Genomic DNA, 22,827 nt, shown 5'->3' with positions numbered 1-22,827 from the left:
GGGCCGTGATGGTCGGGCTGCTGACGGCACCCCTGGGAGCCGTGCGGCTTCTGGCGCCTGCGGTCGGCATGGCCGCCGGTGCCGCCGCGGGTACGGCGCGTGCCGGAGTGCGCGGTGCGGACGCCGCCGTACGAGTGGCGCGGGTCGCGCGCAACGCGCTGCCCGGCGCCGATGACCACTGGCGGGCCGGTGCCCGTGCCCATCTGGCGCTGCGACCCGTGGTGCGGGAGCGGGTCCGGCGCGCGGGCGGTACGGCGCAGCTGGCGCGCCGGGTGGCGAAGACGCTGGCCGAGCGGCCCGACGTGCTGGCCGCGTACTGGGACCAGGGGCTCGCGCGTCTGGTGGTGACGGCGACCGGCGAGGAGGCCGCCGAACGGGTCGTGGCGCACGCCGCCGACCTGGCCGGGCGGCACGGGCTGGCACTGTCCGGCGGGGACGTGGACGAGACCACGCATCCGGCCGACCCGGCCGGGGTGCGCGCGGCCGTGGCCACGCTCGCCGCCGACGGGATGGGCATCGCCGCCGCGCTCACCGCCTGCGCGCTGCGGCTGCCGCCCTCGCCGCGCGCCGCGACCGCGGTGGTGACCCTGCTGCGGGAGAACCCGGGCTTTCGCGCCTGGCTGCGTGCCCGGCTCGGGGATTCCCGCACGGACCTCGTGCTGGCCTGCGTCAACGCCGCGGTCCACGGCGCCGGGCAGACCCCGGCCTCCCTCCTGCTCGACGCCGTCCTGCGGGCCTGCCAGGTGGCCGAGACGGTGGCGCGTGCCGCCGCCTTCGACGCCGTACACGACCAGCTGTGCGCGCCCGGCCGCGTCAGCCTCCCGGCGGACGGCGCTCCCCGGCCGCCGCTGCCGGAGACACCGGCCCAGGAGTACGCCGACCACGCCGCCGCGGGCAGTGTGCTGGGCGCCGCGGCCACCCTGCTGGTCAAGCACGACGGCACCGAAGCGGCCGAGGCGATCCTCGCGGGCTCGCCGAAGGCCGCCCGCTACGGCCCCGCCGCCTTCCACGCGCTGCTGAGCGCCGCGCTCGCCCGCACCGGCGTGCTGGTCCGCGCCCCGGACCGGCTGCGCCGGCTGGAGCTGGCCGGGACGGTCGTCCTGCACCCGAGCGTGCTGCGCACCGACGAGGGCGAGGCCGACCCGTGGGCCGAGCCGGTGCTGGACGCGGCCCGCCGCGCGGGGCTCAGGGTCGTACTCGTGGACGACCCCGCCCTGGAGGACTTCACCGGCCTCGCCGACCAGGTCGTGGACGCGCGCCGGCCGCTGGACGACGTGGTGTACGAGGCACGCGGCGACGCGGGCGCGGTACTCGCCGTCGCCCGGGTGCGCACGGCCGACGAGCGCGACGTCCTGGCCGGGCTGCGCGCCGCCGACATCGCCCTCGCCCTGACCGACCGCGAGGGCGCCGTGGTCTGGGGCGCGGACATCCTGGCTCTGCACGGGCTGCCCGACGTGTGGCGCGTACTGACGGCCATCCCGGCTGCCCGCACGGTCGGCCGGCACGCCCAGACCCTCGCCCGCTCCGGCGCCGCGCTCTCCGGTCTGCTCGTGGCCGTCGGCGAGTCCGGCGGCGGCCACGGACGCCTGGCCGCTCTGCCGGGGCTGCGGCACGCGCCCGTCGACATCGGCGCCGCGACCGCCCTGCTGTCCGGGGTACGCGCCGCGCTCGGCGTGGCGGCGGCCCGGCCCCCGCACCCGCGTCCGCGCGTGCACTGGCACGAACTGGACCCCGAGCAGGCCCAGGAGCGGCTGGAGCACGAACCGGCCGACGAGGCCGGGGCGTTCGAGGCGCTGACCGCCCGCACGCGCAAAGCCGCCGCCGGTGTCGCCCGGCACCCGGTCGCGGCGCCCGTGCGCTGGTCCTACCAGCTCGCCCGGGCCGTACGCGGTGAACTACAGGACCCGCTCACCCCGGTCCTCGCGGTCGGCTCGGCGGCGTCGGCGATCCTCGGCTCCGTCGTGGACGCACTGCTCGTCGTCGGCGCGCTCGACCTGAACGCCCTGGTCGGCGGCGTCCAGCGGCTGCGCGCCGAACAGGCGCTGTCCGGACTGCGCGAGGAGCAGCAGAAGAAGGCACGCCTGGTGCCACCGGAGGAGGAGGCACCGGCCGGCGGTACGCGCACCGTGGACGCGGGCAAGCTGCAACCAGGTGACGTGATCCAGCTGAAGGCGGACGACGTGGTACCCGCCGACGCCCGGCTGTTGTGCCAGGACGGCCTGGAGGTCGACGAGTCGGCGCTGACCGGCGAGTCGCTGCCGGTGGAGAAGCAGACGGACCCGACCCCGCACGCCCCGGTCGCCGACCGGCGCTGCATGGTCTTCGAGGGTACGACCGTGGCGGCGGGCCAGGCCCGGGCCGTGGTGGTCGACACCGGTGAGCGCACGGAGGCCGCCCGCGCCGTCCACCTCGCCGCCCGCACACCCCCGGCCGGTGGCGTGCAGGCCCGGCTGCGGGAACTCACCCGCGAGGCACTGCCGTTGACCCTGGTGGGCGGCGCCGCGGTGACCGGCCTCGCGCTGCTGCGCGGCACCGCGATCCGGGAGGCGGTCAGCGGGGGTGTGGCGGTGGCCGTGGCGGCCGTACCGGAGGGGCTGCCGCTGGTGGCCACGGTCGCGCAGCTGGCGGCCGCCCGGCGGCTGAGCCGCGGCGGTGCCCTCGTCCGCACCCCGCGCACTCTGGAGGCGCTGGGCCGCATGGACACCATCTGCTTCGACAAGACCGGCACCCTCACGGAGAACCGGCTGAGGCTGGTGCGCACGTGTGACGCGGACGGCACGGTCCGCGCGGTGGACGACACGGGGTCCGCCGCGACCGTACGGGCCGCCGCCCGCGCCAGTCCGCAGCCTGACGGTGGTGCGGAGCAGCCGGTGCACGCCACCGACGAGGCCGTGCTGGCCGCGGCAGGCCCCGACCCGGACTGGACACTGGTGGCCGACCTGCCGTTCGAGGCGGCGCGCGGTTATGCCGCCGCCGTCGGCCGGAGCGGGGACGGCTCGCTCGTGCTCGTGGTCAAGGGCGCCCCGGAGACCGTGCTGCCCGCCTGCCTCGGACTTCCCGCACACGCCTCCGAGGCCGCGCAGACCTTGGCCGGGAACGGCCTCAGGGTGCTGGCGGTGGCCGAACGGCGGCTCGGCGCGGACGAGCAGGAGGACGCGGGGGAGGCCGCCGACATCCTCGAACAGCCGCTGCGGAAGCTGGAGTTCACCGGCCTGCTCGCCCTGTCCGACGTACCGCGCGAGACGTCCACGGCGCTGGTGGAGGGGCTGCACAAGGCGGGCGTACGACCGGTCATGCTCACCGGCGACCATCCGCAGACCGCGCGGGCCGTCGCCGCCGAGCTGGGCTGGCCCGAGGACACCGTCGTGGTCACCGGGGACGAGCTGGCGGCGGCGGACCGGGCGGCCCGAGCCCGGATGCTGCGCGACGCGGGCGTGGTGGCGCGGGTGGCGCCCGAGCAGAAGCTGCAGGTCGTGGAGGCACTGCGGGACGCGGGCCGGGTCGTCGGCATGGTGGGCGACGGTGCCAACGACGCCGCGGCCATCCGCGCGGCCGACATCGGGGTCGGCATCAGCGCGCGCGGTTCGGCCGCCGCGCGCAACGCCGCCGACATCGTCCTCACCGACGAGGAGGATCTGACGGTCCTGATCGACGCGGTCGGTGAGGGCCGGGCCCTGTGGCACAGCGTGGCCGACGCCATCGCCATCCTGATCGGCGGCAACGGGGGCGAGGTCGGCTTCGGCATCCTCGGCACGCTGCTGTCCGGCCGGGCGCCGCTGTCCACCCGGCAGATGCTCATGGTGAACCTCTTCACCGACCTGTTCCCGTCGATGGCGGTGGCGGTGACCGAGAAGGCCGACGAGCCGGGCACGGCCCGCGTCCGCATCGGATCACCCGAGGACGCCTCGGCCGTCCTCGGCGCGCCCCTGCTCCGGCAGATCCGGCACCGGGCACTCACCACCTGCCTGGGCGCGGTGACGGCATGGCTGATCGGCCGCTTCACCCCCGGCACCGCGCGCCGCTCCAGCACGATGGCGCTGTGCGCGGTGGTCGGCGCCCAGCTGGTGCAGACGCTGCTGGACCGGCGCGAGAGCCGTCTGGTGCAGGTGACCTGCCTGGGGTCCGCCCTGGCGCTGGTCGCGGTGGTGCAGACCCCGGGCGTCAGCCACGCCGTCGGGTGCACCCCGCTCGGTCCGGTGGCCTGGGCCGGGGTCCTGGCGGCGGTCGCCCTGGCGCCGGCGGGGCAGCGGGTGCTGCCCCGCCTGGAGGAGACGGTCGGCCGGCTGCTGCCGGGCTGACGGGCGGGCCACCGTCCGTGGGAGCGGGCGGCCCCGGGCAGCCGTCGGGTGCGCCCGCTCGGTCCCGTCGTCCGAAGGAGACGGCCGGCCTGCGGGACCGGCCTGCTCAGACCGCGCGGTGGTACTGGTCGGGCACCCTGACCTCGCCGCCCAGCTCGCGGGCCGTGTGCCGGGCCCAGGACGGGTTGCGCAGCAGCTCGCGGCCCAGCAGGACGGCGTCGGCCTCGCCGTTCGTGAGGATCTTCTCGGCCTGCTCGGCCTCGGTGATCAGCCCCACGGCGGCGACCGGCAGCGGGGTCTCGGCCTTCACCCGGGCGGCGAACGGCACCTGGTAGCCGGGCCCGGCCGGAATGGTCACACCGGAGGCGTTGCCGCCGGTGGAGACGTCGAGCAGGTCGACGCCGTGGGCGTGCAGATCGCGGGCGAAGCGGACCGTGTCCTCCTCGGTCCAGCCGCCGTCCTGGAGCCAGTCGGTGGCCGAGACGCGGAAGAACACCGGCTTGTCCGCGGGCCACTGCGCCCGTACGGCGTCCACGACCTCCAGGGCGAACCGGGTGCGGTTCTCGTACGAACCGCCGTAGGCGTCGGTGCGCTGGTTGGAGTGCGGGGAGAGGAACTCGTTGATCAGGTAGCCGTGGGCGCCGTGCACCTCGGCGACCTCGAAGCCGGCGGCGAGCGCCCGGCGCGCCGCGGCGGCGAACTGCCCGACGACCTCCTGGATCTGCTCCACCGTCAACTCGGTGGGTACGGGGTGGCGTTCGTCGAAGGCCACCGCGCTCGGGGCGACCGGCTGCCAGCCGTGCGCCTCCGGACCGACCGGCGCGCCGCCCTTCCAGGTGCGCTCGGTCGACGCCTTGCGTCCGCTGTGGGCCAGCTGGATCCCCGGCACTACACCCTGGGCGGTCAGGAAGCGGGTGATCCGGCGGAAGGCCTCCACCTGCGTGTCGTTCCACAGGCCGAGGTCGTACGGGGAGATCCGGCCCTCCGGCGAGACCGCGGTGGCCTCCACGATGATCAGGCCGGTGCCGCCCGTGGCACGCGCCCCGTAGTGCGCGAGGTGCCAGTCGTTCGGGGCGCCGGCGAGCGGCCCTTCCGGCTCGGCCGAGTACTGGCACATCGGGGGCATCCACACCCGGTTCGGGATGGTCAGTTCACGCAGGGTGATGGGCTCGAAGAGCGCGCTCACGACGGACTCCATTCGTCACGGGACCGCTGGGTCGACTCGTACGATAACCCTCGTACTACGAGGTGTGTCAAACTACGACGCCTCTCGTACAATGGTTATGGCCGACGAGTTCCGCGACGAAGGGCAGCCGCCGTGACCGACACCGCCACCACGGGCCGCGCACTGCCGCACCCGGAGCCGGAGGAGATCCGCCTGGAGACCGTGCTGCACGCGCTCTCCGATCCGATGCGACTTCAGATCGTCCGCGAACTGGCCACCGCGAAGGCCGAGTTGCCCTGCTCCCACTTCGACCTGCCGGTGACCAAGTCCACCACCACGCACCACTTCCGGGTGCTGCGCGAGAGCGGGGTCGTCCGGCAGGCCTACCGCGGCACGGCCAAGATGAACGCCCTGCGCCGGCACGACCTGGACCGTCTCTTCCCGGAGCTGCTCGACACCGTCCTCGCCGCCGCGGCACGACAGTCCGCCCGCCTCGGCGACGGCAGCTGATTCAACTCGCCCGGCAGGGCCGGGCGTCGCCGCCGGACGGGCCCGCACCTCCTGCTCGCGGGACCGGGGTAAACGGCGTGGCGGTGGGTGCCGACCGCCGGAGGGGCTCAGCCGGTACCCCGTACCGCTACCGACGGACGACCTAGACGGCCCCTTCCGTCTCGGTCACGGTCTGCGAACCCGCCCTTGAGGGGAGGTGGTTGAAGAGCAGGTTCAGTGCGATCGCGGACAGGCAGCCCGCGCTGATGCCGCTGTTCATCACCGTCTGGAACCAGTCCGGGAACTTCGCGTAGACCGTCGGCACGCCCACCGGCAGCATGCCGACCGCCACCGAGACGGCCACCACGGTCAGATTGTGGTTGTCCTTGAAGCCGACCCGGGCCAGTGTGCGCAGCCCGCTCGCCGCGACCGTGCCGAACATGACCAGCCCGGCCCCGCCCAGCACCGGCGCCGGGACTGCCGCGACCACCGCGCCCAGCTTGGGCAGCAGCCCGAGCAGCACCAGGATCCCGCCCGCCGCCGCGACCACCCAGCGACTGCGCACCCGGGTCATGCCGACCAGGCCCACGTTCTGCGCGTACGCCGTGTACGGGAAGGTGTTGAAGACCCCGCCCAGCACCGTCGACAGACCGTCCGCGCGCAGCCCGTCGGCGAGCGAGCCCGGCTCGACCTTCCGGCCGGTCAGCTCGCCCACCGCGATCAGGTCACCGGTCGTCTCCGTCATCGTGACCAGTGCCACCACCAGCATGGACACGATCGCGGACGCCTTGAAGTCCGGAGTCCCGAAGTGGAACGGCGTGCTGATGCCCACCCAGTCCGCGTCGGCGACCCCGCTGAAGTCCGTGAACCCGAACGGCACCGCGACCGCCAGGCCCACCCCGATGCCGATCAGGACGGCGATCCGGCCGAGGGCGGCGGGCGCGAACCGCTGCACGCCCAGCACGACCAGCAGCACGAACGCGGCCAGCGCCAGATTCTTCGGCTCCCCGAAGTCCTTCGCGCCGACCCCGCCCGCCGCCCAGTTGCCCGCGACCGGCAGCAGCGAGACCCCGATGATCAAGATCACCGTGCCGGTCACCAGCGGAGGGAAGAACCGCAGCAGTCGGCCGAAGACCGGCGCCAGCAGCATGATCGCAAGGCCCGCGACGATCACCGAGCCGTAGATCGCGGGCAGTCCGCCGCCGGTCGTCCCGATGAGCACCATCGGCGACACGGCCGCGAACGTACAGCCCTGCATGATCGGCAGCCGGACGCCGAACCGCCAGAAGCCGACGCACTGGATCAGCGTCGCGATACCGCACACCAGCAGATCGGCCGTGATCAGATACGCAAGGTCGGCGGGCGACAGCCTCATCGCGCCGCCCACGATCAGCGGCACGGCGACCGCACCCGCGTACATCGCGAGCACATGCTGCAGCCCGAAGGCGGCCAACTGCCGCACCGGCGGCATCTCGTCGACGGGATGGACGTCTGCGGTGGTGGCCATGGGGACTCCAACGGTGCCGGGCGGGAAGGGACATCCGAACAGCACGAGACCGTAAGCGGCTTGAACAGTTTGTTGATTTCCGGTCTGTTGCCGCTGTGTGTCATGCCCACCGGACTGCTGGGAAATCCCTGGCCACCAGGCCTACGCCGACCGGGCCGCCGTGAGCAGCGCGTCCCAGTCGGCCAGCTTGACCACGCTCCGCCCCAGCCGAGCCCCCAGTGCGGCCTCGGCCCGCTCGATCGCCAGCCACCCCGACCACTGCACCGGTTCGATCCCGGCCGCCCGCAGCGCCGCCAGCGGATCCTCCGGCACCTGCCGGGCGAGCAGCGCGGGGGCATCCGCGAGCAGCGAGGCCACCGTCTCCTTGGCGCAGGGGCGGTTGGTGCCGATGACACCCGTCGGGCCGCGCTTGATCCACCCGGCGACATACTCGCCGGGGGAGGGGACGCCGTCGCGCACGATGCGCCCCGCCGCGTTCGGCACCGTACCGCTCACCGCGTCGAACGGCAGCCCGTCCAGCGGCACTCCGCGATAGCCCACCGAGCGCAGCACCACCTGGGCGGGCACCTCCTCGAACCGGCCCGTGCCCGTCACTCCGCCGTGCCCGTCCGGCGCCGTCCGTTCGAAACGCACGGCGCCCACCCGGCCGCCGTCCGCGAGGAACTCCATGGGGCGCAGATAGAACCGCAGCCCGATCCGCCGCGCGGCTTCGGCCGGCGGCCGGGCGGCCCAGCCGCGCAGCACCTCGAGGTTGCGGCGCTGCACGGCGGGGAGCGTGGCGGGGTCGGCCGGGTCCAGCGCCAAGTCGGCCGGATCGACGGTGACTTCGGTACCGGGCAGCCCGCCCAGCTCGCGCAGTTCCTTGGTGGTGAAGCGGGCCTGCGAGGGACCCCTCCGGCCCACCATGTGCACCTCGCTGATCCCGCTCGCCGTCAGCGTGTCCAGCGCGGCCTGCGGGATGTCCGTCGGGCGCAGCTCCGCGGCACCCCGGACCAGCATCCGCGTGACGTCCACCGCCACATTGCCCACGCCGATGACGACGGCCGACCGCACCCCGCGCAGGAAGTCCGCGTCGGCCGCGTCCGGATGCGCGCTGTACCAGGCCACGAAGTCGGTCGCCGACCAGCTGCCCGGCAACTCCTCGCCCGGTATCCCCAGCCGTCGGTCGGTGGCGGCGCCCACGCAGTACACCACCGCGTGATACAGCTCCCGCAGCCGCTCCACCGGCAGCCCGCCGGGGCCGCCCACCCGGACGCCGCCGAGGAACCGCACCCGCTCGTGCTCCAGCACCGTACGGAGACTGCCCTGCAGGGACTTGATCTTCTCGTGGTCCGGGGCGACGCCGTACCGGACCAGGCCGTACGGGCACGGCAGCCGGTCCAGGACATCCACGCACACCTCGGCATCCCCCTGAACCAGGCTCTGGGCGGTGTAACACCCGCTCGGCCCGGAACCGACGACGGCGACACGCAGCACAGCGGTACTCCTTGCCCGAAGGAGGGTGGTGTGCGGACGGCTCCAGCATTGCATCCCCTGGCCCATGGCGGCAGGGTCCGGCGGGGTGACCCCGACGCGTGTCCGTTCGTATGGAGTGCGATCATGCGGTTACGTTGCGTGTGTGCTAGAAGCATCCTTGCTTAATCTTTCCGATCGAAACGCGGAGGACGGCGCGGTGTCCGTGTGGCCCGCGTGGAAGGTGCGGGAGCACTGCGGCACCACCTCCTGGTTCCAGGTCCGACTGGCCTTCCCCGACGGCGCCCGGGTCGACGCCCTGGCCGTCCTGCACAACGGATGCGTGTCCATCGAGGACGTCACCGCGCAGCCCGCCCTGTCCCTCGCCGACCTCACGGCACTCGCGAACTGGATCGAGGGCCCCCTGTTCGCATCCTGCGGGGTGGCCCCGGTGCGGTCGTGCGCGGACGACGGCGACGAACGCCCCGCAGAGCGGCCCGAGGGTGAGCGGCCCGAGGGACAGGGGCCGGAGTGGCGGCCTGAGGACGAGTGCCTGGAGGAGCGGCCCGAATGCGAGCCGCCGGGGCAGCGACAGGCACCGGAAGCCCGCGACTCGGCAGAGCGGCGCGAAGGTGAGCGGCCGGTGGGGCGGGGCGACGATGAGCGTCCGGAGAGGCTGTACGAAGGCGAGCCTCCGGACGGACGCTGCGAACCGGAAGCCCGCGGCGCAGCGGAGATCGCGCTCGGTGTCGGTCCCCGGCGTGCCTGGGCGGGCTGGCCGCGTGGCATCGAGGGCCGCCGGCTCGTCGCACGGGAGTACCGTGCCGCACAGCAGGGCGGCGTCGACCCGGTGCTCGCCGTGATGACCGCGACCGGACGCAGCCGCCGCCGCTCCCTCAGGATGATCGCCCAGGCGCGGGACGACGGTTTTCTGACGCCACGTCATGCGCGTCGCAGCTGAGGCGAGTTGAGGCTCGATCGGTCCTCAGGGGCCGCTCGGGCGCTCCTCCGTGGCGAAGAACCGGGACAGATCCCGCTTCCGCGACTCCTCGCCCGAATCGCTCTCCGGCGGCACCCCCGCCTCCCGGTCGAGTCCGTACCGCTGGAACAGTTCGGCCCGCAGCACCGGGACGGGCATCGCCACCCCCGGGATCAGCGCCGCGTACACAGCACCCATCAGCAGAGCCCGCAGCATCGGATAGTCGGCGGTGACATCCTCGGAGCCGTACCTGGCGACGGTGTCGCTGAGCAGCTCCGACAGCCGGCGCTGCTCCGGGCACTGCACGAAGCCCTCCGCCTGCAAGAGCCCCGCCATGTGCTGCCGCATGAGCACCGGGCGGTCGTGGGCCAGGCCCAGGATCGCGTCGATGGCCCGGGCCAGCCGCTCCCGGCCGTCCTCGGTCTGCGGCTCCCGCTCCAGCGCCTCCTCCAGCGTGCGGTGCATCAGCCGGTGCACGGCGGACTGCACCAGCTGGCGCTTGCCGGGGAAGTAGTACGACACCAGTCCGCGCGCCGAACCGGCCCGGTCCGCGATGTCGCCCAGTGTCGTGGCCTCGAAGCCGCGCTCGTCGACCAGTTCCACCGCGGCCTGCAGCAGCCGCTCCCGGGAACGTCGCCGCAACTCTTCATTGACCGAGGCGCTGCGCGGGGACATCCTGAAACTCCTGCGTTGACTGGCTGCCAGCCAACTATACTCAACGCAGCGGGCGTCGCCATGCGCGGGCCTGTCAAGAGCTGCCGTCCGTCTGGGGCGACGCGGGGGATCGTCTCAGGCGGACGGCGCGGGGGCGAGCGTTTTTCACACGCGGGTGAGGCCTTTCCCATGGCTGCCGCCGCGCTCCCGGTGCCGTGCCCGGCGGTCCCCGAGCCGCCTTGGGCCACGCGTCCCGCCAGGCGTCCGTCCCCTTGGTCTCGCACACCGGCCGCCGTCTCCCTGGTGCCCCGGCAGGCAACGTTCGCCCGTCAAGGAGCGGCGTCCGGTGCGTGCTCTGGGGGTCCTCGGCCGAAGGCTGGGGGAGTGCCGGCCGGAAGGCCTCGTACTGGACGCACTTGGGCTTTCGGCCGGTGCTGCGAGAGGGCGTGCCCGGCGTCGCGACAGGGGCGAACGTTGCCTGTTGGGGCACTAGAGTGGGCACCGGTGCCGAGGCGAGGAGGCGGGCGGTCATGGACCAGGACCAGGACCAGCGGATCCTGAGCCGGATCACAGAAATGGTCGAGGACGAGCGGCGGCTCCGCGAGGCGCTGGCCTCGGGCCGGATCGACAGTCCCACCGAGCAGGAGCGGCTGGGCGAACTGGAGCGTGAACTCGCCCGGTGCTGGGACCTGTTGCGGCAGCGCCGCGCCAAGACCGAGTTCGGCGGGAACCCGGACGAGGCACAGGTGCGCTCCGCCACCCAGGTCGAGGGCTACCGGGGCTGACGGCTCCGCGACCGGAGGCTTTCCGGTCCCGGGCCCGCCAGGTTCAGCACCGGCAGTAGTGCGTCAGGCCGGTCCGTCACCGGCAGGTGGTCGACGTAGTGCACGCGGCAGCCGAGCGCGGCCGCGCCGCCGTCCGCCTCCTTGCTGTCACCCACCATCACGACCTGCCGCGGATCGGCGCCCAGCGCCGCGCAGGCGACCGAGAACAGCCGCGGGTCCGGCTTCTGCACCCCGTGCTCGTACGACAGCACATACGCGTCCACATACCGGTCGAGCCCGTGCGCGCGGAACACCGGGCGCAGATCCCAGCCGATGTTGCTGACCACGCCCACGCCGACTCCGCGCTCGTGCAGGATGCGCAGCACCTCGGTGGCGTCCGGGTACGGGGCCCAGGCGGCGGGGGTCATGTGCCGTTCGTACAGGGCGTCGTACAGCGCGGGATCGGGCAGTGGCACCTGCCGGGACAGGCCCGTGTAGGCGGCCCGGTGCAGCTCCGCGCTCTCGTCCCGCACGGCCCAGACCCCGGCCAGGTCCGTCGGCAGCTCCACCGGTGACGCGCCGCCGGGCAGGGCGCCGGCGGCCTCCAAAGCCCTTGCGGTTGCCTGCAGTTCAGGCTCGGGCAGGGTGTTCCCCGTCTCGGTCAGTACCGCACGCAGCCAGGACTCGGTGGACTCGACGCGGAACAGCGTCCCGGAGAAGTCGAACAGCACGGCAGTCATGCGTCCGACCCTATCGGGGTGGTGCACCGGCGTTGTCGGGCCGCCCGGTCCGCGGCCACTCGTGGACCGCCACGGCCGGCGCCACCACCAGCGCCCCGAACAGCCGGCCGCCGAGCACGTCCGAGGGCCGGTGGACGCCCGGCCACACCCGGGTCACACCCACGCCCACCACCGAGACCACGGCCACCGCCACGGCCGTACGCCGCCGGGCGCGGCCCGCGCCGAAGCGGTGCGCCAGTCGCAGCAGCAGCCCGCGCACCGTGGTGGCCGTCACGAAGTGGCCGGACGGGAAGGCTGCGTAGCGGGCGGAGTCGACCGGGTCCGGCCACACCGGGCGAGACCGGTCGACGGCGCCCTTCACCGTCTGCTGCACGAGCGCCGACAGGGCCACGGTGACCATCAGCCGCAGCGCCGTCCACCAGGCGCCGCGTCGCCGCACCAGCCACACCGCGACGGCCGCGCACACCAGGCGCGGCGCATGGTCGGCGGGTCCCACACCCAGCCCGTCAGCACCCGGAAGACCTGTGTGTGAGAGCGCGGTCGTGGACGGCCCAGCGGTGGGTCGTGCGGGAGAGGGCGCCGTCCACGGTGAGCATCGGCTCCCAGTCGGTCACGACGGGGACCGACAGCGGAGTGCGGCACACGCCGGGGGCGGCGGCGAGGGGGGCCGCGGTGCGAACCGTCGAAGGGCGCGGCCGAGGCGGGTCGGGGCTGCGGCGCATGCCGCGATCTTTGTCGCCCCGGGCGCCTCGTGGCCACCGTCCGCCGGGTCCGGCGAGGACGCCGTGCGCGGCGCGTCGGCCGTCGGCCGGCGGCCGTCGGCCGGCGGCCGCGTGGTCACCATCCGGCCGGCCGCACGGTTCACCGTGCCGTTGGCCTCGGCCGGGCGCCCGCAAACCGGGAACCAGAGCCGCCAGCACCAAAGGCACCGGCATCAGCGACGCCACCGCCGTCAGCCGCGGCCGGCGCCGTGCCGGGAGCCGGTCCGGGAGAGCCAGCAGCCGGTGCACGCGCTGCGGCACATGGGCCTGCGGGGTGGGCCAGGGCCCGAACACGCCCCGTTCCTCTTCGAGTTCGACCAGCGCGGCGTGGTCGTCAGCCGGCCGAGGCGCCGGGACGCCATGTCGTCGGCGACCGGCTCGACCAGCCGATGCGTCTCGTCGCGGAACGCAGCGAGCACCGGCACCTGTGGGAACCCGGCCGCCGGCGCCGCCGAGCAGTGCGGCAGCCGGCCGTGCCGGGTCTGCGCATGACCCTGCTCATGTGCAGCGGTGCGTCCGGCTGACGTCCTGTCAGGCGGGCAACGCGGCCGTCGTGATGACCGGCCGCGGTGCCGTACCGCGCAGCGACCAGGCGTCGGGGCGCTCGTCCTCCGGCCCCGCCAGCCCGCGCCGACCGGCCGGACCGCGAACCGGTCGTCGCCCTCTGGGCGTGGGCGGGGTACCCCTCTGGAGGGCGACGAAGGCGGTCAGCGCGTCGAGCAGCAGGGTCACGGGGACCAGCATGGTCAGCACGTTATGAGCGCGAGGCCGCTCACGGGTACGGTCCGCGCGGGCGAAGGGACGCACGCAACGCGCCCGTGGCCCGCTCACCGGGGGAGCGGTGCCCCCGTCAACTCCCCGTGGTCCGCCCGGCTGGTGAGTGATATCGCGGCCATGCCTCCAAGGCCCGCTCACATGGTCATCAGCATGGCCACCATGCCGATCCCCATGGACAGCCGGCAGGCCCGTGCCAGCTCCGGCCGGTCACCCCAGCCGGCGGCTCCGGCCCGGATCCCGGCCCCGGCTCGCGCTGTGCCTCGCACCTCGGTCACGGCTCCCGCCCCGGTCACGGTTCCGGAGCCGCTTCCGGTGGTCGCGACTGTGGCCGGCACCAGGCGGGCGCCGGCGAGCAGCACGTAACCCGCGAAGTACACCAGCAGCACCCCGGTCAGCACCGGCACCCCGGTGCCGTCGTGCGCGTGGTGCGGGCCGGGCGGGGTCACGGCCATGGCCGCTGCCATATAGACCATCGCGGACGCGCCGACGAGGTGGTGCAGATGATGAGGGGCGGCGCGCGCGGCCCACAGCGCGCGCAGTGCCGCCGCGCCGAACACCGCCGCGTACACCGGCCACGCCCACCGCGGTGGTGCGAACACCGCCGCCGGTACGGCCATCACGGCCATGCCGAAGCCCATCAGCGCCTCGCCGCCCGCGGACCGGCGCTGCTCCTCGACACCGCTGCGCATCCGCAGCAGGCAGTAGGTGCCGGTCGCCGTGCAGAGCGCGACCAGCAGCCACGCTGCCGACACCGGTCCGTGCACGCGCGCACCTCCCCGCTCGACGGTCGGTCGAGGGTTCCGATGCCCACGCCGGGCGGAGCGCACGCGAGCGCAAGGGTGTACATGGGGAGCACTCGGCGGAGCACGGCAGGTGAGTGCGCTCTCGGCGGCGAGTTGGGCAGCGAGTGCGGGAACGCATCCGCAGCATACGTTTTACTAGTAAAACATGTGCTAAATTGATGCTATGAGCAGTGCCACCCGCCACCGACTTCCCCTCGCCGGAGTGCTCCGCCTCGGGCGGCCCTCCGGCATCTGGTTCAAGCCCGCGCTGAGCGTGGTCGCCGCGGTCGCCCCGCCCAACCTGACCCTGCTGGCCCTCGGCCGCCTCGACCTCGCCATGTACACGATGGCCGGATCGCTGTGCGCGCTCTACGGCCACAACCGGCCCTACGCCGCCCGGGCCCGTGTGCTGGCCTGGGTGGTGCTCGGGATGGTCGGCGGCCTCGCCGTCTCGCTGCTCGCCGCGTCGCTCACGACCGACGCCGCCGTCCTCGTCACCGTCGGTGCCGTCATGGCGGCCGTCCAGAAGACCGTGTCCGACGCCACCCGGCTCGGACCACCCGGGAACGTGGTCCTGACCTTCATCAGCTCCGCCTCGCTGTTCGCGCCGCAGACCCTCGGCCAGGTGCCCGGACACATCGGGCTGGCCCTCGGGGCCGGTGCCTGGGCCTGGCTGGTCGGCATGGCGCCCGGACTGCTCCGCCCGCACGGCCCCGAGCGCCGCGCCACCGCGCAGGCCCTGAACGCCGTCGCCGCGTACGCCGACACCCGCGGCACCGCCGACGGCCACTCCCGGGCCCGTGCCGCGAGCGCCGCCGCGATCCACGCCGCCTGGCAGTCCCTGCTCGCTGCCGGCACCCGCCCCGACCGCACCCGGCGCGCCCTCGAAAGGCTCCTCGTGCGCGCCGAGGTCGCCCTCGCCGCGCCCGCCGAATCCGACCCCGTACGGCTGCGCGGCTGGGCCCTCGAACTGCGCGGCACCAGGCGGATACCGCGCGTCGAGTTCCCGCGCGAGTCCGTCGACGAACTCCTCGGCGTCGACACCGAACTCGCCCTGCCGCGACGGCCGTTGCGGCACCGCCTGGCCCCCCTCGCCCCGCTCGCCGCGCGCACCGCGGTCGGCTGCGCCCTCGCCGGCTGTGCCTCCCTCGCGCTCGGCGTCGGCCGCCCCTACTGGGCGCTGGTCACCGCGGCCTCCCTCTACCAGGCCAACGTCACGCTCACCTGGAGCCGCGGCATCCAGCGCGTCGTCGGCAACGTCCTCGGCGTGCTCGCCTTCGCCGCCCTCGCCCCGCTGGCCCATCTCCACCCGGCCGCCCTGGTGCTGTGCTGCCTCGCCCTCAACTTCGGCGCCGAGGCGCTGATCGGCCGCAACTACTGGCTCGGCAGCGTCTGTGTGACCCCGATGGCCCTCCTCGTCACCGAGTTCGCCCGCGCCCAGAACCCGTCCGAGCTGATCACCGAGCGGGTCGCGGACACGCTCGTCGGCGCCCTGGTCGGCTTCGCCGCCGCCGTCGCGGTCACCAACCGGCGCGCGGGCGACCGCCTCGAACACGCCCTGACCAGCACGGAACGCGCCCACGAGAACGCCGCCCGGCTGCTGGCCGAGCCGCACCCCGCACCCCGCGACCTGGAGTCCGCCCGCCGTTCCCTCGCCGCCGCGCTGGCCGACCTGCGCGCCACGGCCGACGCCGCGTCCGGCGAGTGGTGGCAACGTGCCCTGCCCGAGGAGCGGGTCGTCCTCGCCGAACAGACCGGACACCGTACGCTCGCGGCGACGGTACGACGCCAGGGCTTCGTACCGCGGGAGCAGGACGAGGACCAGGGCCAGGACCAGGGCAGGAAGACGGAGGGCATACGGCCATGAGGGCGACGAACGGCGGACGGGCGCCGGTGGACGACGCGGCCGGCGAGGCGGGGGAGGCGGGGGAGACCGGCTCGGATCCGGCGCATGGCCGCGGGCCCGCCGCCGAAACGCCGGCGGCCGACACACCACCGGGCAACAGCGACGCCACGGCCGGCAGGCGAACACAGCACAGCGGCCCAGCCGCGACCGGTGCAGCCCCCGGCACGGACACCCGCACCGCCGTCCGCCAGGACACCGTCGCCGCCGTCGTCCGGCAGTGGCAGGCCGTGCACCCCGAGCTGGACACCGGGCCCATGGAAGTCATCGGACGGATCAACCGCTGTGCCGCGCTGCTCCAGCAGGCCGAGGACGCGCCGCTGCGCCGGGCCGGGCTCAGCCGTCCCGAGTTCGACCTGCTGGGCGCGCTGCGCCGCACCGGTCACGAGCTGACCCCGGGGGAGCTGGCACGCGAGACCTTCTCCTCCGGGGCCGCCGTCACCAAGCGGCTCAAGCAGCTGACGGAACGCGGACTCGTCGAACGGCGCGGCGACACCCGTGACCGCCGCGTCGCCCACCTCCGTCTCACCGACGCCGGCCGTGAGCTGGTCGACGGCATCCTCCCGGAGCAACTCGCCTACGAGACCTCTGTACTGTCCGTACTGGAGCCCGAGGGCCAAGGCGAACTCGCGGGTCTGCTCGCCGAGTTGCTCGGCCGTCTGGAGGGCAGAATGGGGGCGCTGCGGGCGTAGGCGAGGGCGTCGAGCGGGTGCCGGGAGGCCGCTCAGAGGACCTCGTGGGCCGTACGGCGACCGGCGGACCGGCGGTCCCCGATGTCGGCCCAGCGGTCGCCCTAGACGTTAGCGCGCACGAAGGCAAACCCGGGCCTCAGCCCCCCGGCTCCCGGGTGCACCCTGGACGTCTCAGCCCTCCTCGCCGGCCCGGTGCACCCCGAACGCGGCGCCCTGCGGATCCCGCAGCACCGCGATACGCGGCCCGTCCGGCACCGAGACGGGGGCCAGCACGACGGCACCGCCCGCGCTCTGCGCGACCTCGGCCGTCGCGTCCACGTCGGCCACCGCGAAGTACGGCAGCCAGTGCGGCGGTACCTCGGGCGGGAACCGGTCGCCCATGTCGGTCATGCCGCCGAAGTCGTCGCCGTCGATGCCCCACTGCGTGTACCACTCCGAGGCGTTGACGCTCCAGCCGAACACCGTGGTGTAGAAGTCCTGTGCCCGTTCGGTGTCCCGGGTCGCCAGTTCCACCCAGCCGAGGGAGCCGGGCGCGTTGAACAGCCCGGCGCCCGGGAAGGACCGCGCCTGCCAGAGCTGGAACACCGCGCCGGTCGGGTCGAGGACCACCGCGAACCGGCCCACGTCGAACACGTCCATCGGGCCGAGGATCACCGTCCCGCCGGCCTCCTCCACACGTCGTACCGCCGCGTCCGCGTCCGGCACCGCGAAGGAGACGTTCCACGCCACCGGCTGGGACTCCTGGTACAGCGGGGTGAGCGCGGCGACCGCCGCGTCGCCCAGGTGCGCCACCGTGTACCCGCCGGCCTCCTTCCGCGGATCGGTATCCGGCCGCCACCCGAACAGCTCGGTGTAGAAGCGCTTGGCCCCCTCCAGATCGCTGGTCCCGAGCTCGGTCCAGCACGGTCCGCCGGTCACCGGCTTGTCGAACTTCATCACGGTTCCTTCCGGCCGGGTCGGGCCGCCGCAGCGCCCAGGAACGTCTCCCGGCACGCTAACCCCGGCTTCCCGCCACGGCCATCCGGGGCGCTCCCCGCGGGCCCGGACACCGCTTGCCGACGCGGCCCGGAGTGCGCGCAGTTCCGGCCATGGAAACCGAGGGCCCCATGCACCCTCGCCGGCCCGGGAGACAGGGACGCACCCAGGATGTCCCGCGAGGCTCCTGCCGCCTGCTCCGTCCCGGATCCTCGACGTGGGCCCAAGCGCACCAGGTGGTACGGCCGGGAGGTCTCATGGTCGCCGCCACGATCAACCGGTTCGCACCGCTGCACGACATCCTGAGCACCGGGCTCTGCTTCGACGCCGCACACCGGCCGCGGACCGGGTCCGCCGCGGGTGACGGACGCCCGAACCCGAGTGCCCTGGCAGGCGACGTTCGCCCCGTCGCGACGCCCGGCACGCCCTCTCGCCACACCGAGCCGAAAGCCCACGGACGCCCAGCCCATCGGGTACGGTCTCCGGCCGGCACACCGACCGCACCCACCGCACGCCGCTCCTTGACGGGCAAACGTTGCCTGCCGCGGCACTAGGGCGTGTTTCAGAAGTGGATCTAAGGCGTGTCCGACGGGTCGTGTGACCGAACGGTGCCTGGGTCGTTCCGGCCAATGTGGGGCGTGGCGATCTGTCGGATCGGGAGTGGGCCCGGATTGAGCCGCACTTACCGAAGAACGCGGGACGGGGCGGGCGGTGGGTGTGTCACCGCACGGTGATCAACGGGATCTTGTTCCGGCAGCGGACCGGTATCCCCTGGCGGGACCTCCCTACGCGGTTCGGGAAGTGGAAGACCTGCCATGACCGGCATCGGAGGTGGTCGGCTGACGGCACGTGGGACAGGCTCCTGCGGGCTGTTCAGGCCGATGCCGATACTGAAGGCCGGATCGACTGGTCCATGGTCAGCGTCGATTCCACATCATGCTGCGCTCACCAGCACGCTGCCGGGGCCCGCCAGCGCCCGGCGCGGATACCAGGCCGACGCAGTCGGCCCGTCCATCACCGGCCCGACGAGGCGATCGGCCGCTCACGCGGCGGGCTCACCACCAAGATTCACCTGGCGGGCGACGGCGGCTGCCGTCCGCTGGCCGTCCTGGTCACCCCCGGGCAGTGGGGTGACGCCCCGCAGATGATCCCTGTCCTGGACCGTATCCGTGTCTGGCTTTGTCGGCGAGTTCCGAGAGCGCTTGTGGCTCAGCGACAAGAACGCCCCGTTCTGCAGAAGACTGATGTCGCCGAGTTCTGGAAGCGCTTGGGCGCTTGCTTTGGTCCGATCGCTGTGCGTCGCATGACGAGGGGAGCCTGCCAGGCCGCCGTCAGCGGATCGCGGTAGTTCTCGCGGAAGAAAACGCCAAGCGGTTCGCTCTGCCAGCCACCTGGTCAGAGGACGTTGGCGCGGTTCGCGCCCGGTCGGCTCGGTCGGTCCGCCACTGCGCCTACCCTGGCGGCCGCAGTGCCGACCAGGACCACCAGCGTGCTCGGGAAAGCCTTCCGGCACCGCTCCCACGCCCGGTCCGACCCGCCGGGGCCAGGCTCGGCCGGGCCCGGGCCGCGAGGTGCTCCTCGGTCCGCGCTCGCTGGCGCCGGGGTGGTGGCGCTCAATGGACGCGGGTAAGCGGTGATGCTCGTTTCGCGGGGGCTCCGGTGTCCGGGTGTCCTCAGTGAACCCGGTCTGTGCCCAGCGGGGTCGGCCGGTGTGCGGCGGTGCTTACTCGGCGTCCAGCTCGAAGGTCTCCACGACCAGCACCAGCTCCTCGACGGCGACCTCGGTGGAGGTTCCGCTGAGTGAGGGTGCCGTGTACTGCTTGGGCCAGGCGTTGGTGAACTTCCACCGCACCGTCGGCTTGCCGGCCTCGTCGTTGAACGTGATGCGGCCGCTGCGGCGGGTCACCGTGCCTTCCAGCACGTTCCGCCGCCAGTCCCAGAGCTCGCGGTTGGTGGTGAAGCCGCGCTTGAGCGTGATGTCACCAAACTTTTTCAGCCCCGGGAGCTTGATGACCGAGCTGTCCATGTTCCCCTCGCGGTACTCGATCACGTCCTGCTCGGTGTTGGCCCCGCTGCACTCCGAGAAACCGTGCGAGCCCGACAGTCCGTCGATCTCCAGGGTGAAGGTGAACGGGTCGACCCGCTTTCCGGCCTGTGTCACGGCTGCTCCTCTCTGTGTCCGCCTGGCTGCTGCCAGTGATCTTGCGATCACTACCCACCCTTGAGGGACACCAACTCGAACAAGCGCACCAACTACGTTTTGACCGCCCCTTGCGTCATCGCGGCCGCCTGCCTGGAACGTCTTGTGCACATCCGTAAGCATGCGATAGCTCGTGCCACCGAACACGGCTGAGCCTGAATACGAGACAGTCCGACACGCCGACTGGCGTTCCCAGTTCTCGTCAACATTTCGGGCATCCACGGCGCAGGAGCGTTCTTCCCGCTCAGCCACAAGCGCTCTCCGTTCTCGCCTACGTAGCCACCGTGTCCCTCGCCCCGCCGGCGGGCATCCGAGAACGCGCCCGGACCACGTCTGCGGCGACAAAGCGTACAGTTCCCGCCGCAACCGCCGTTATCTGCGGCGACGGCAGATCCGGCACACGATCCCCGAACGCCGGGACCAACGGGCCAATCTTCAACGGCGTGGAAGCCGGGGCGGACGCCCGGCCGGCTTCGATCGGAACAGATATGCCCGCAGGAACGAAGTCGAGCGCACCGTCAATGCGCTCAAGGGATTCCGTGCCGTGGCCACCCGATACGACAAAAGAGCATACGTATTCCACGGCACGGTCACCCTGGTATCAATTCGGCTGTGGATCCGGTGACGATCTGCCGGACGGTCCCCGGAGCCACGGGCTGCACCTTTCACTGTTGTGCAGGGAAAGAGCCACGGGTCCAGGATGTGCGGTCAGGGCTGTTCCGGGCTGGATTCGAGAGCCTGGGGAGGGTACGCGTCGGCGATGGACGTGTTGGGGTCGCGGGTGGTCCAGCTGAGGACCTCGGACCCGTCGAGACGTTCGAGAACGTACTTGTCGCAGCGGTACCAGATCGCCTCGGTCACCCGCTTGCCGGCCTGGTAATTCCGCTCAATCGTCACCTTCCTGGAGTGGCTCTTCACCTCCTCGTGGGTGGTGACGACCTTCAGCTCGTGGCTGATCGTGGAGCTGAGCGACGCGCCGAAGCCCTTGAAGCCGAAGCTGGCCTCGGCCGTGACCGAGATGGTGGTGGTCTCCTCCACGGTCCTGGCGTTGGTGGTCGTCAGACCCACGGTCGTCTCCTCGGTGTGGGTGTAGTCCGAGGCGCCGCCGTGTTCGTAGGAGTAGATCCGCTCCCAGAAGCCGTATCGGCGCAGGATGTAGTAAGGGTTCTCCCGGGCTTGCCGCTGACGGTTGAAGGCGGGGTCTTTGACCAGCGGGAAGGGGTAGGCCATCGTCGCGACCTCAACCTCTTCGGTCTTCGTGGAAGGTGTCGGTTGGTAGCTGGTCATCCGGTGGATGTCACCGATCCCGACGTCGGGGATGTCGGGAAGGTCGAGCACGGGCTTGTACTCGTCCTCGACCTCGAAATGCCACCGCTGAGAGGCGGGAGAGGCGGTGGGATCACCACTGACCACGCCGAACTGCGCGACACTGTCCGACGGATTCGAGGTGTGGCGCCCGACGGTCAGCAGTAACTGGCTCTTGTCGTTGATCACTTCCAAGGTGCCGCTGGCCGCATCGCGAAGCAGCCACTGCTGGGCGGGCCGCGCGTCCGTCTGCTGGAGGCGGTACTGCTCCGCTGGCGCGAGCGGTTCGGTGCTGTTCCCGCGGATGTTCACGACGAAGCCGCTGGCCTTGTTGGCCAGCAGGTACTTGCCGAAGTCCAGCGGGAAGACGTGCCAGACCTGGCTCATGCGGTTCTGGCCGGACTGGAGGTGCCACTGTTCAAGGTGCGCGGACTCGTCCTGGTTGTAGCCGGCGACGTTGAGGTACAGACTGCTCCGCTGGTTCTTGATCCGGTATGACCTGCCGGCCGGGATACGTGCCATCGCGATCACCTCTCGCCTTCGGAAGGAACTGGCCTCACCGCATCAACAGACGCATCTCCGGCATGCCCGGACAAGGCGCTGCTTTGGGTGCTTTCAGCGGAGACCGAGTCAATCGCTCACGATGAAGAACGTCTAGGGTGCGATCCAGCCGCTGTGCTCGGCCATACGACCTGCATGAAGACAGCCGGTCTCGTCGGCACCACAGCACGTTGCCCCAAGCCCACCAGCTGCCTGCCATGGCTCGTACGTCACCAGCAAGGGCGATTCCGGCCTGCGTTCTGCTGGCGGCCGCAGGCGATCGCCTGACCCGTCGGACAGGCTCTAGCGCTGGACCCGTCGGACGCTGCCTCGGGCACGTCCGGCGAGTCGCGGGGCAGTCATACGGGGCAAGCCGTACAGCTGTTCCGTCTGAGCTTCCTTCGGGTGATACCGCGCGTGTGTCGGCAAGGGTTGGGCATCAACTGCGGCACCAAGTACGCCTACCGGGAAGGCATATCATGCGTCGTGCCGCCGCCGTCACCCTCGGAGCCGCCGCACTTCTGGGCGCTCTGGCTGTCCCCGCCCATGCTGATCCGATCGTTGGTGTGCAGCTTGGAGCACCAACCCGCCTCAGCTTCGACACGCGAAGCACCTTCCTGCTTGGGGGAGACGGCCACGCGGCGCTTTATGCGGAGATCGTCGATAAAGAGGGCCATGTGGTGACGACCGCATACGCACTGGGACTGCCCCTCCCAATCAACCGATGACTGCCCGCGTCATAGGCGCCTGAGCTGAGGTGCTCAGTGGGGCGACCACACGACGCCAATCCGCCGGACGTGCTAGGGCGTGTTTCGAGAGTGCTGGTCACAGCCACTCATTGATG

The 22,827-nt window shown here is 72.7% G+C and carries 17 protein-coding genes and 3 pseudogenes; 9 read left to right on the top strand and 11 right to left on the bottom strand.

Translation table 11 applies throughout. The annotated features are described in order from the left end of the window. Nucleotides 1–8 precede the first annotated feature (8 nt). Entirely contained in the window at nucleotides 9–4,298 is a 4,290-nt protein-coding gene (locus AV521_RS08580; protein WP_076085896.1) for a cation-translocating P-type ATPase, read from the top strand. A gap of 106 nt (nucleotides 4,299–4,404) precedes the next feature. Here AV521_RS08580 and AV521_RS08575 read toward each other — a convergent pair whose 3' ends face one another. Continuing rightward, nucleotides 4,405–5,484 (bottom strand): NADH:flavin oxidoreductase/NADH oxidase, encoded by a 1,080-nt coding sequence (locus AV521_RS08575; protein ID WP_076086677.1) that lies wholly within the window; start codon nucleotides 5,482–5,484, stop codon nucleotides 4,405–4,407. 132 nt (nucleotides 5,485–5,616) lie between these two features. Between AV521_RS08575 and AV521_RS08570 the strand changes: the two genes are divergently transcribed. After that, nucleotides 5,617–5,973 carry a helix-turn-helix transcriptional regulator gene (locus tag AV521_RS08570; protein WP_076085893.1) on the top strand — a complete coding sequence of 119 codons (357 nt, stop codon included), beginning with the start codon at nucleotides 5,617–5,619 and terminating at the stop codon, nucleotides 5,971–5,973. A gap of 142 nt (nucleotides 5,974–6,115) precedes the next feature. On the opposite strand, the gene AV521_RS08565 is transcribed toward AV521_RS08570, so the two are convergent. Beyond that, nucleotides 6,116–7,459, bottom strand: coding sequence for a nucleobase:cation symporter-2 family protein (locus AV521_RS08565; RefSeq protein ID WP_076085890.1), 1,344 nt, complete (start codon nucleotides 7,457–7,459; stop codon nucleotides 6,116–6,118). Between the two features lie 141 nt (nucleotides 7,460–7,600). After that, nucleotides 7,601–8,935 (bottom strand): FAD-dependent oxidoreductase, encoded by a 1,335-nt coding sequence (locus tag AV521_RS08560; protein WP_076085887.1) that lies wholly within the window; start codon nucleotides 8,933–8,935, stop codon nucleotides 7,601–7,603. Between the two features lie 64 nt (nucleotides 8,936–8,999). Here AV521_RS08560 and AV521_RS50585 point away from each other — a divergent pair, with 64 nt between their 5' ends. Next, a complete protein-coding gene (locus AV521_RS50585; protein ID WP_305965151.1) occupies nucleotides 9,000–9,872 on the top strand; it encodes a DUF6214 family protein in 873 nt (290 codons plus the stop codon). 24 nt (nucleotides 9,873–9,896) lie between these two features. Here AV521_RS50585 and AV521_RS08545 read toward each other — a convergent pair whose 3' ends face one another. Then, on the bottom strand, nucleotides 9,897–10,565 hold the full coding sequence (locus tag AV521_RS08545; protein ID WP_076085884.1) for a TetR/AcrR family transcriptional regulator: 669 nt from the start codon (nucleotides 10,563–10,565) through the stop codon (nucleotides 9,897–9,899). A gap of 509 nt (nucleotides 10,566–11,074) precedes the next feature. Between AV521_RS08545 and AV521_RS08540 the strand changes: the two genes are divergently transcribed. Further along, a complete protein-coding gene (locus AV521_RS08540; RefSeq protein WP_076085881.1) occupies nucleotides 11,075–11,329 on the top strand; it encodes a DUF2630 family protein in 255 nt (84 codons plus the stop codon). On the opposite strand, the gene AV521_RS08535 is transcribed toward AV521_RS08540, so the two are convergent. The 4 genes and pseudogenes from AV521_RS08535 to AV521_RS08520 form a co-directional block, all read right to left on the bottom strand. Further along, nucleotides 11,317–12,048 carry an HAD family hydrolase gene (locus AV521_RS08535; RefSeq protein WP_076085877.1) on the bottom strand — a complete coding sequence of 244 codons (732 nt, stop codon included), beginning with the start codon at nucleotides 12,046–12,048 and terminating at the stop codon, nucleotides 11,317–11,319. The genes AV521_RS08540 and AV521_RS08535 overlap by 13 nt on opposite strands. Nucleotides 12,049–12,058: 10 nt before the next feature. Beyond that, complete coding sequence (locus AV521_RS08530) at nucleotides 12,059–12,544, bottom strand: phosphatase PAP2 family protein (protein ID WP_305965150.1); 486 nt, start codon at nucleotides 12,542–12,544, stop codon at nucleotides 12,059–12,061. 385 nt (nucleotides 12,545–12,929) lie between these two features. After that, a pseudogene (locus tag AV521_RS08525) lies at nucleotides 12,930–13,421 on the bottom strand (M56 family peptidase); the annotation flags it as partial. A 299-nt stretch (nucleotides 13,422–13,720) separates the two neighbouring features. Next, entirely contained in the window at nucleotides 13,721–14,350 is a 630-nt protein-coding gene (locus AV521_RS08520) for a DUF5134 domain-containing protein (protein ID WP_076085874.1), read from the bottom strand. A gap of 202 nt (nucleotides 14,351–14,552) precedes the next feature. Between AV521_RS08520 and AV521_RS08515 the strand changes: the two genes are divergently transcribed. Then, the gene (locus AV521_RS08515) at nucleotides 14,553–16,235 is read left to right on the top strand and encodes an FUSC family protein (protein ID WP_076085871.1); all 1,683 of its coding nucleotides are present in this window, start codon (nucleotides 14,553–14,555) and stop codon (nucleotides 16,233–16,235) included. A 26-nt stretch (nucleotides 16,236–16,261) separates the two neighbouring features. Next, nucleotides 16,262–16,963, top strand: coding sequence for a MarR family winged helix-turn-helix transcriptional regulator (locus tag AV521_RS08510; protein ID WP_076086674.1), 702 nt, complete (start codon nucleotides 16,262–16,264; stop codon nucleotides 16,961–16,963). A gap of 171 nt (nucleotides 16,964–17,134) precedes the next feature. On the opposite strand, the gene AV521_RS08505 is transcribed toward AV521_RS08510, so the two are convergent. Then, a complete protein-coding gene (locus tag AV521_RS08505; protein ID WP_076085868.1) occupies nucleotides 17,135–17,899 on the bottom strand; it encodes a VOC family protein in 765 nt (254 codons plus the stop codon). A 670-nt stretch (nucleotides 17,900–18,569) separates the two neighbouring features. Between AV521_RS08505 and AV521_RS08495 the strand changes: the two are divergent. After that, nucleotides 18,570–19,166 (top strand): annotated as a pseudogene (locus AV521_RS08495) (IS5 family transposase); the annotation flags it as partial. 495 nt (nucleotides 19,167–19,661) lie between these two features. On the opposite strand, the gene AV521_RS08490 reads toward AV521_RS08495, so the two are convergent. Further along, nucleotides 19,662–20,099: a phage tail protein gene (locus tag AV521_RS08490; RefSeq protein ID WP_076085862.1), complete on the bottom strand. Its 438-nt coding sequence runs from the start codon at nucleotides 20,097–20,099 to the stop codon at nucleotides 19,662–19,664. A gap of 322 nt (nucleotides 20,100–20,421) precedes the next feature. Between AV521_RS08490 and AV521_RS08485 the strand changes: the two are divergent. After that, nucleotides 20,422–20,763: pseudogene (locus AV521_RS08485) on the top strand (transposase); the annotation flags it as partial. An 83-nt stretch (nucleotides 20,764–20,846) separates the two neighbouring features. Here the strand turns inward: AV521_RS08485 and AV521_RS08480 are convergent. Next, nucleotides 20,847–21,965: an RICIN domain-containing protein gene (locus AV521_RS08480; RefSeq protein WP_076085859.1), complete on the bottom strand. Its 1,119-nt coding sequence runs from the start codon at nucleotides 21,963–21,965 to the stop codon at nucleotides 20,847–20,849. Between the two features lie 497 nt (nucleotides 21,966–22,462). Here AV521_RS08480 and AV521_RS48600 point away from each other — a divergent pair, with 497 nt between their 5' ends. Then, the gene (locus AV521_RS48600; RefSeq protein WP_143658587.1) at nucleotides 22,463–22,711 is read left to right on the top strand and encodes a hypothetical protein; all 249 of its coding nucleotides are present in this window, start codon (nucleotides 22,463–22,465) and stop codon (nucleotides 22,709–22,711) included. The last annotated feature ends 116 nt before the right edge of the window (nucleotides 22,712–22,827 follow it).

This window comes from Streptomyces sp. IMTB 2501, assembly GCF_001953885.1.
Taxonomy (GTDB): Bacteria; Actinomycetota; Actinomycetes; order Streptomycetales; family Streptomycetaceae; genus Streptomyces.
This window is presented reverse-complemented; position numbering and strand designations above follow the sequence as displayed.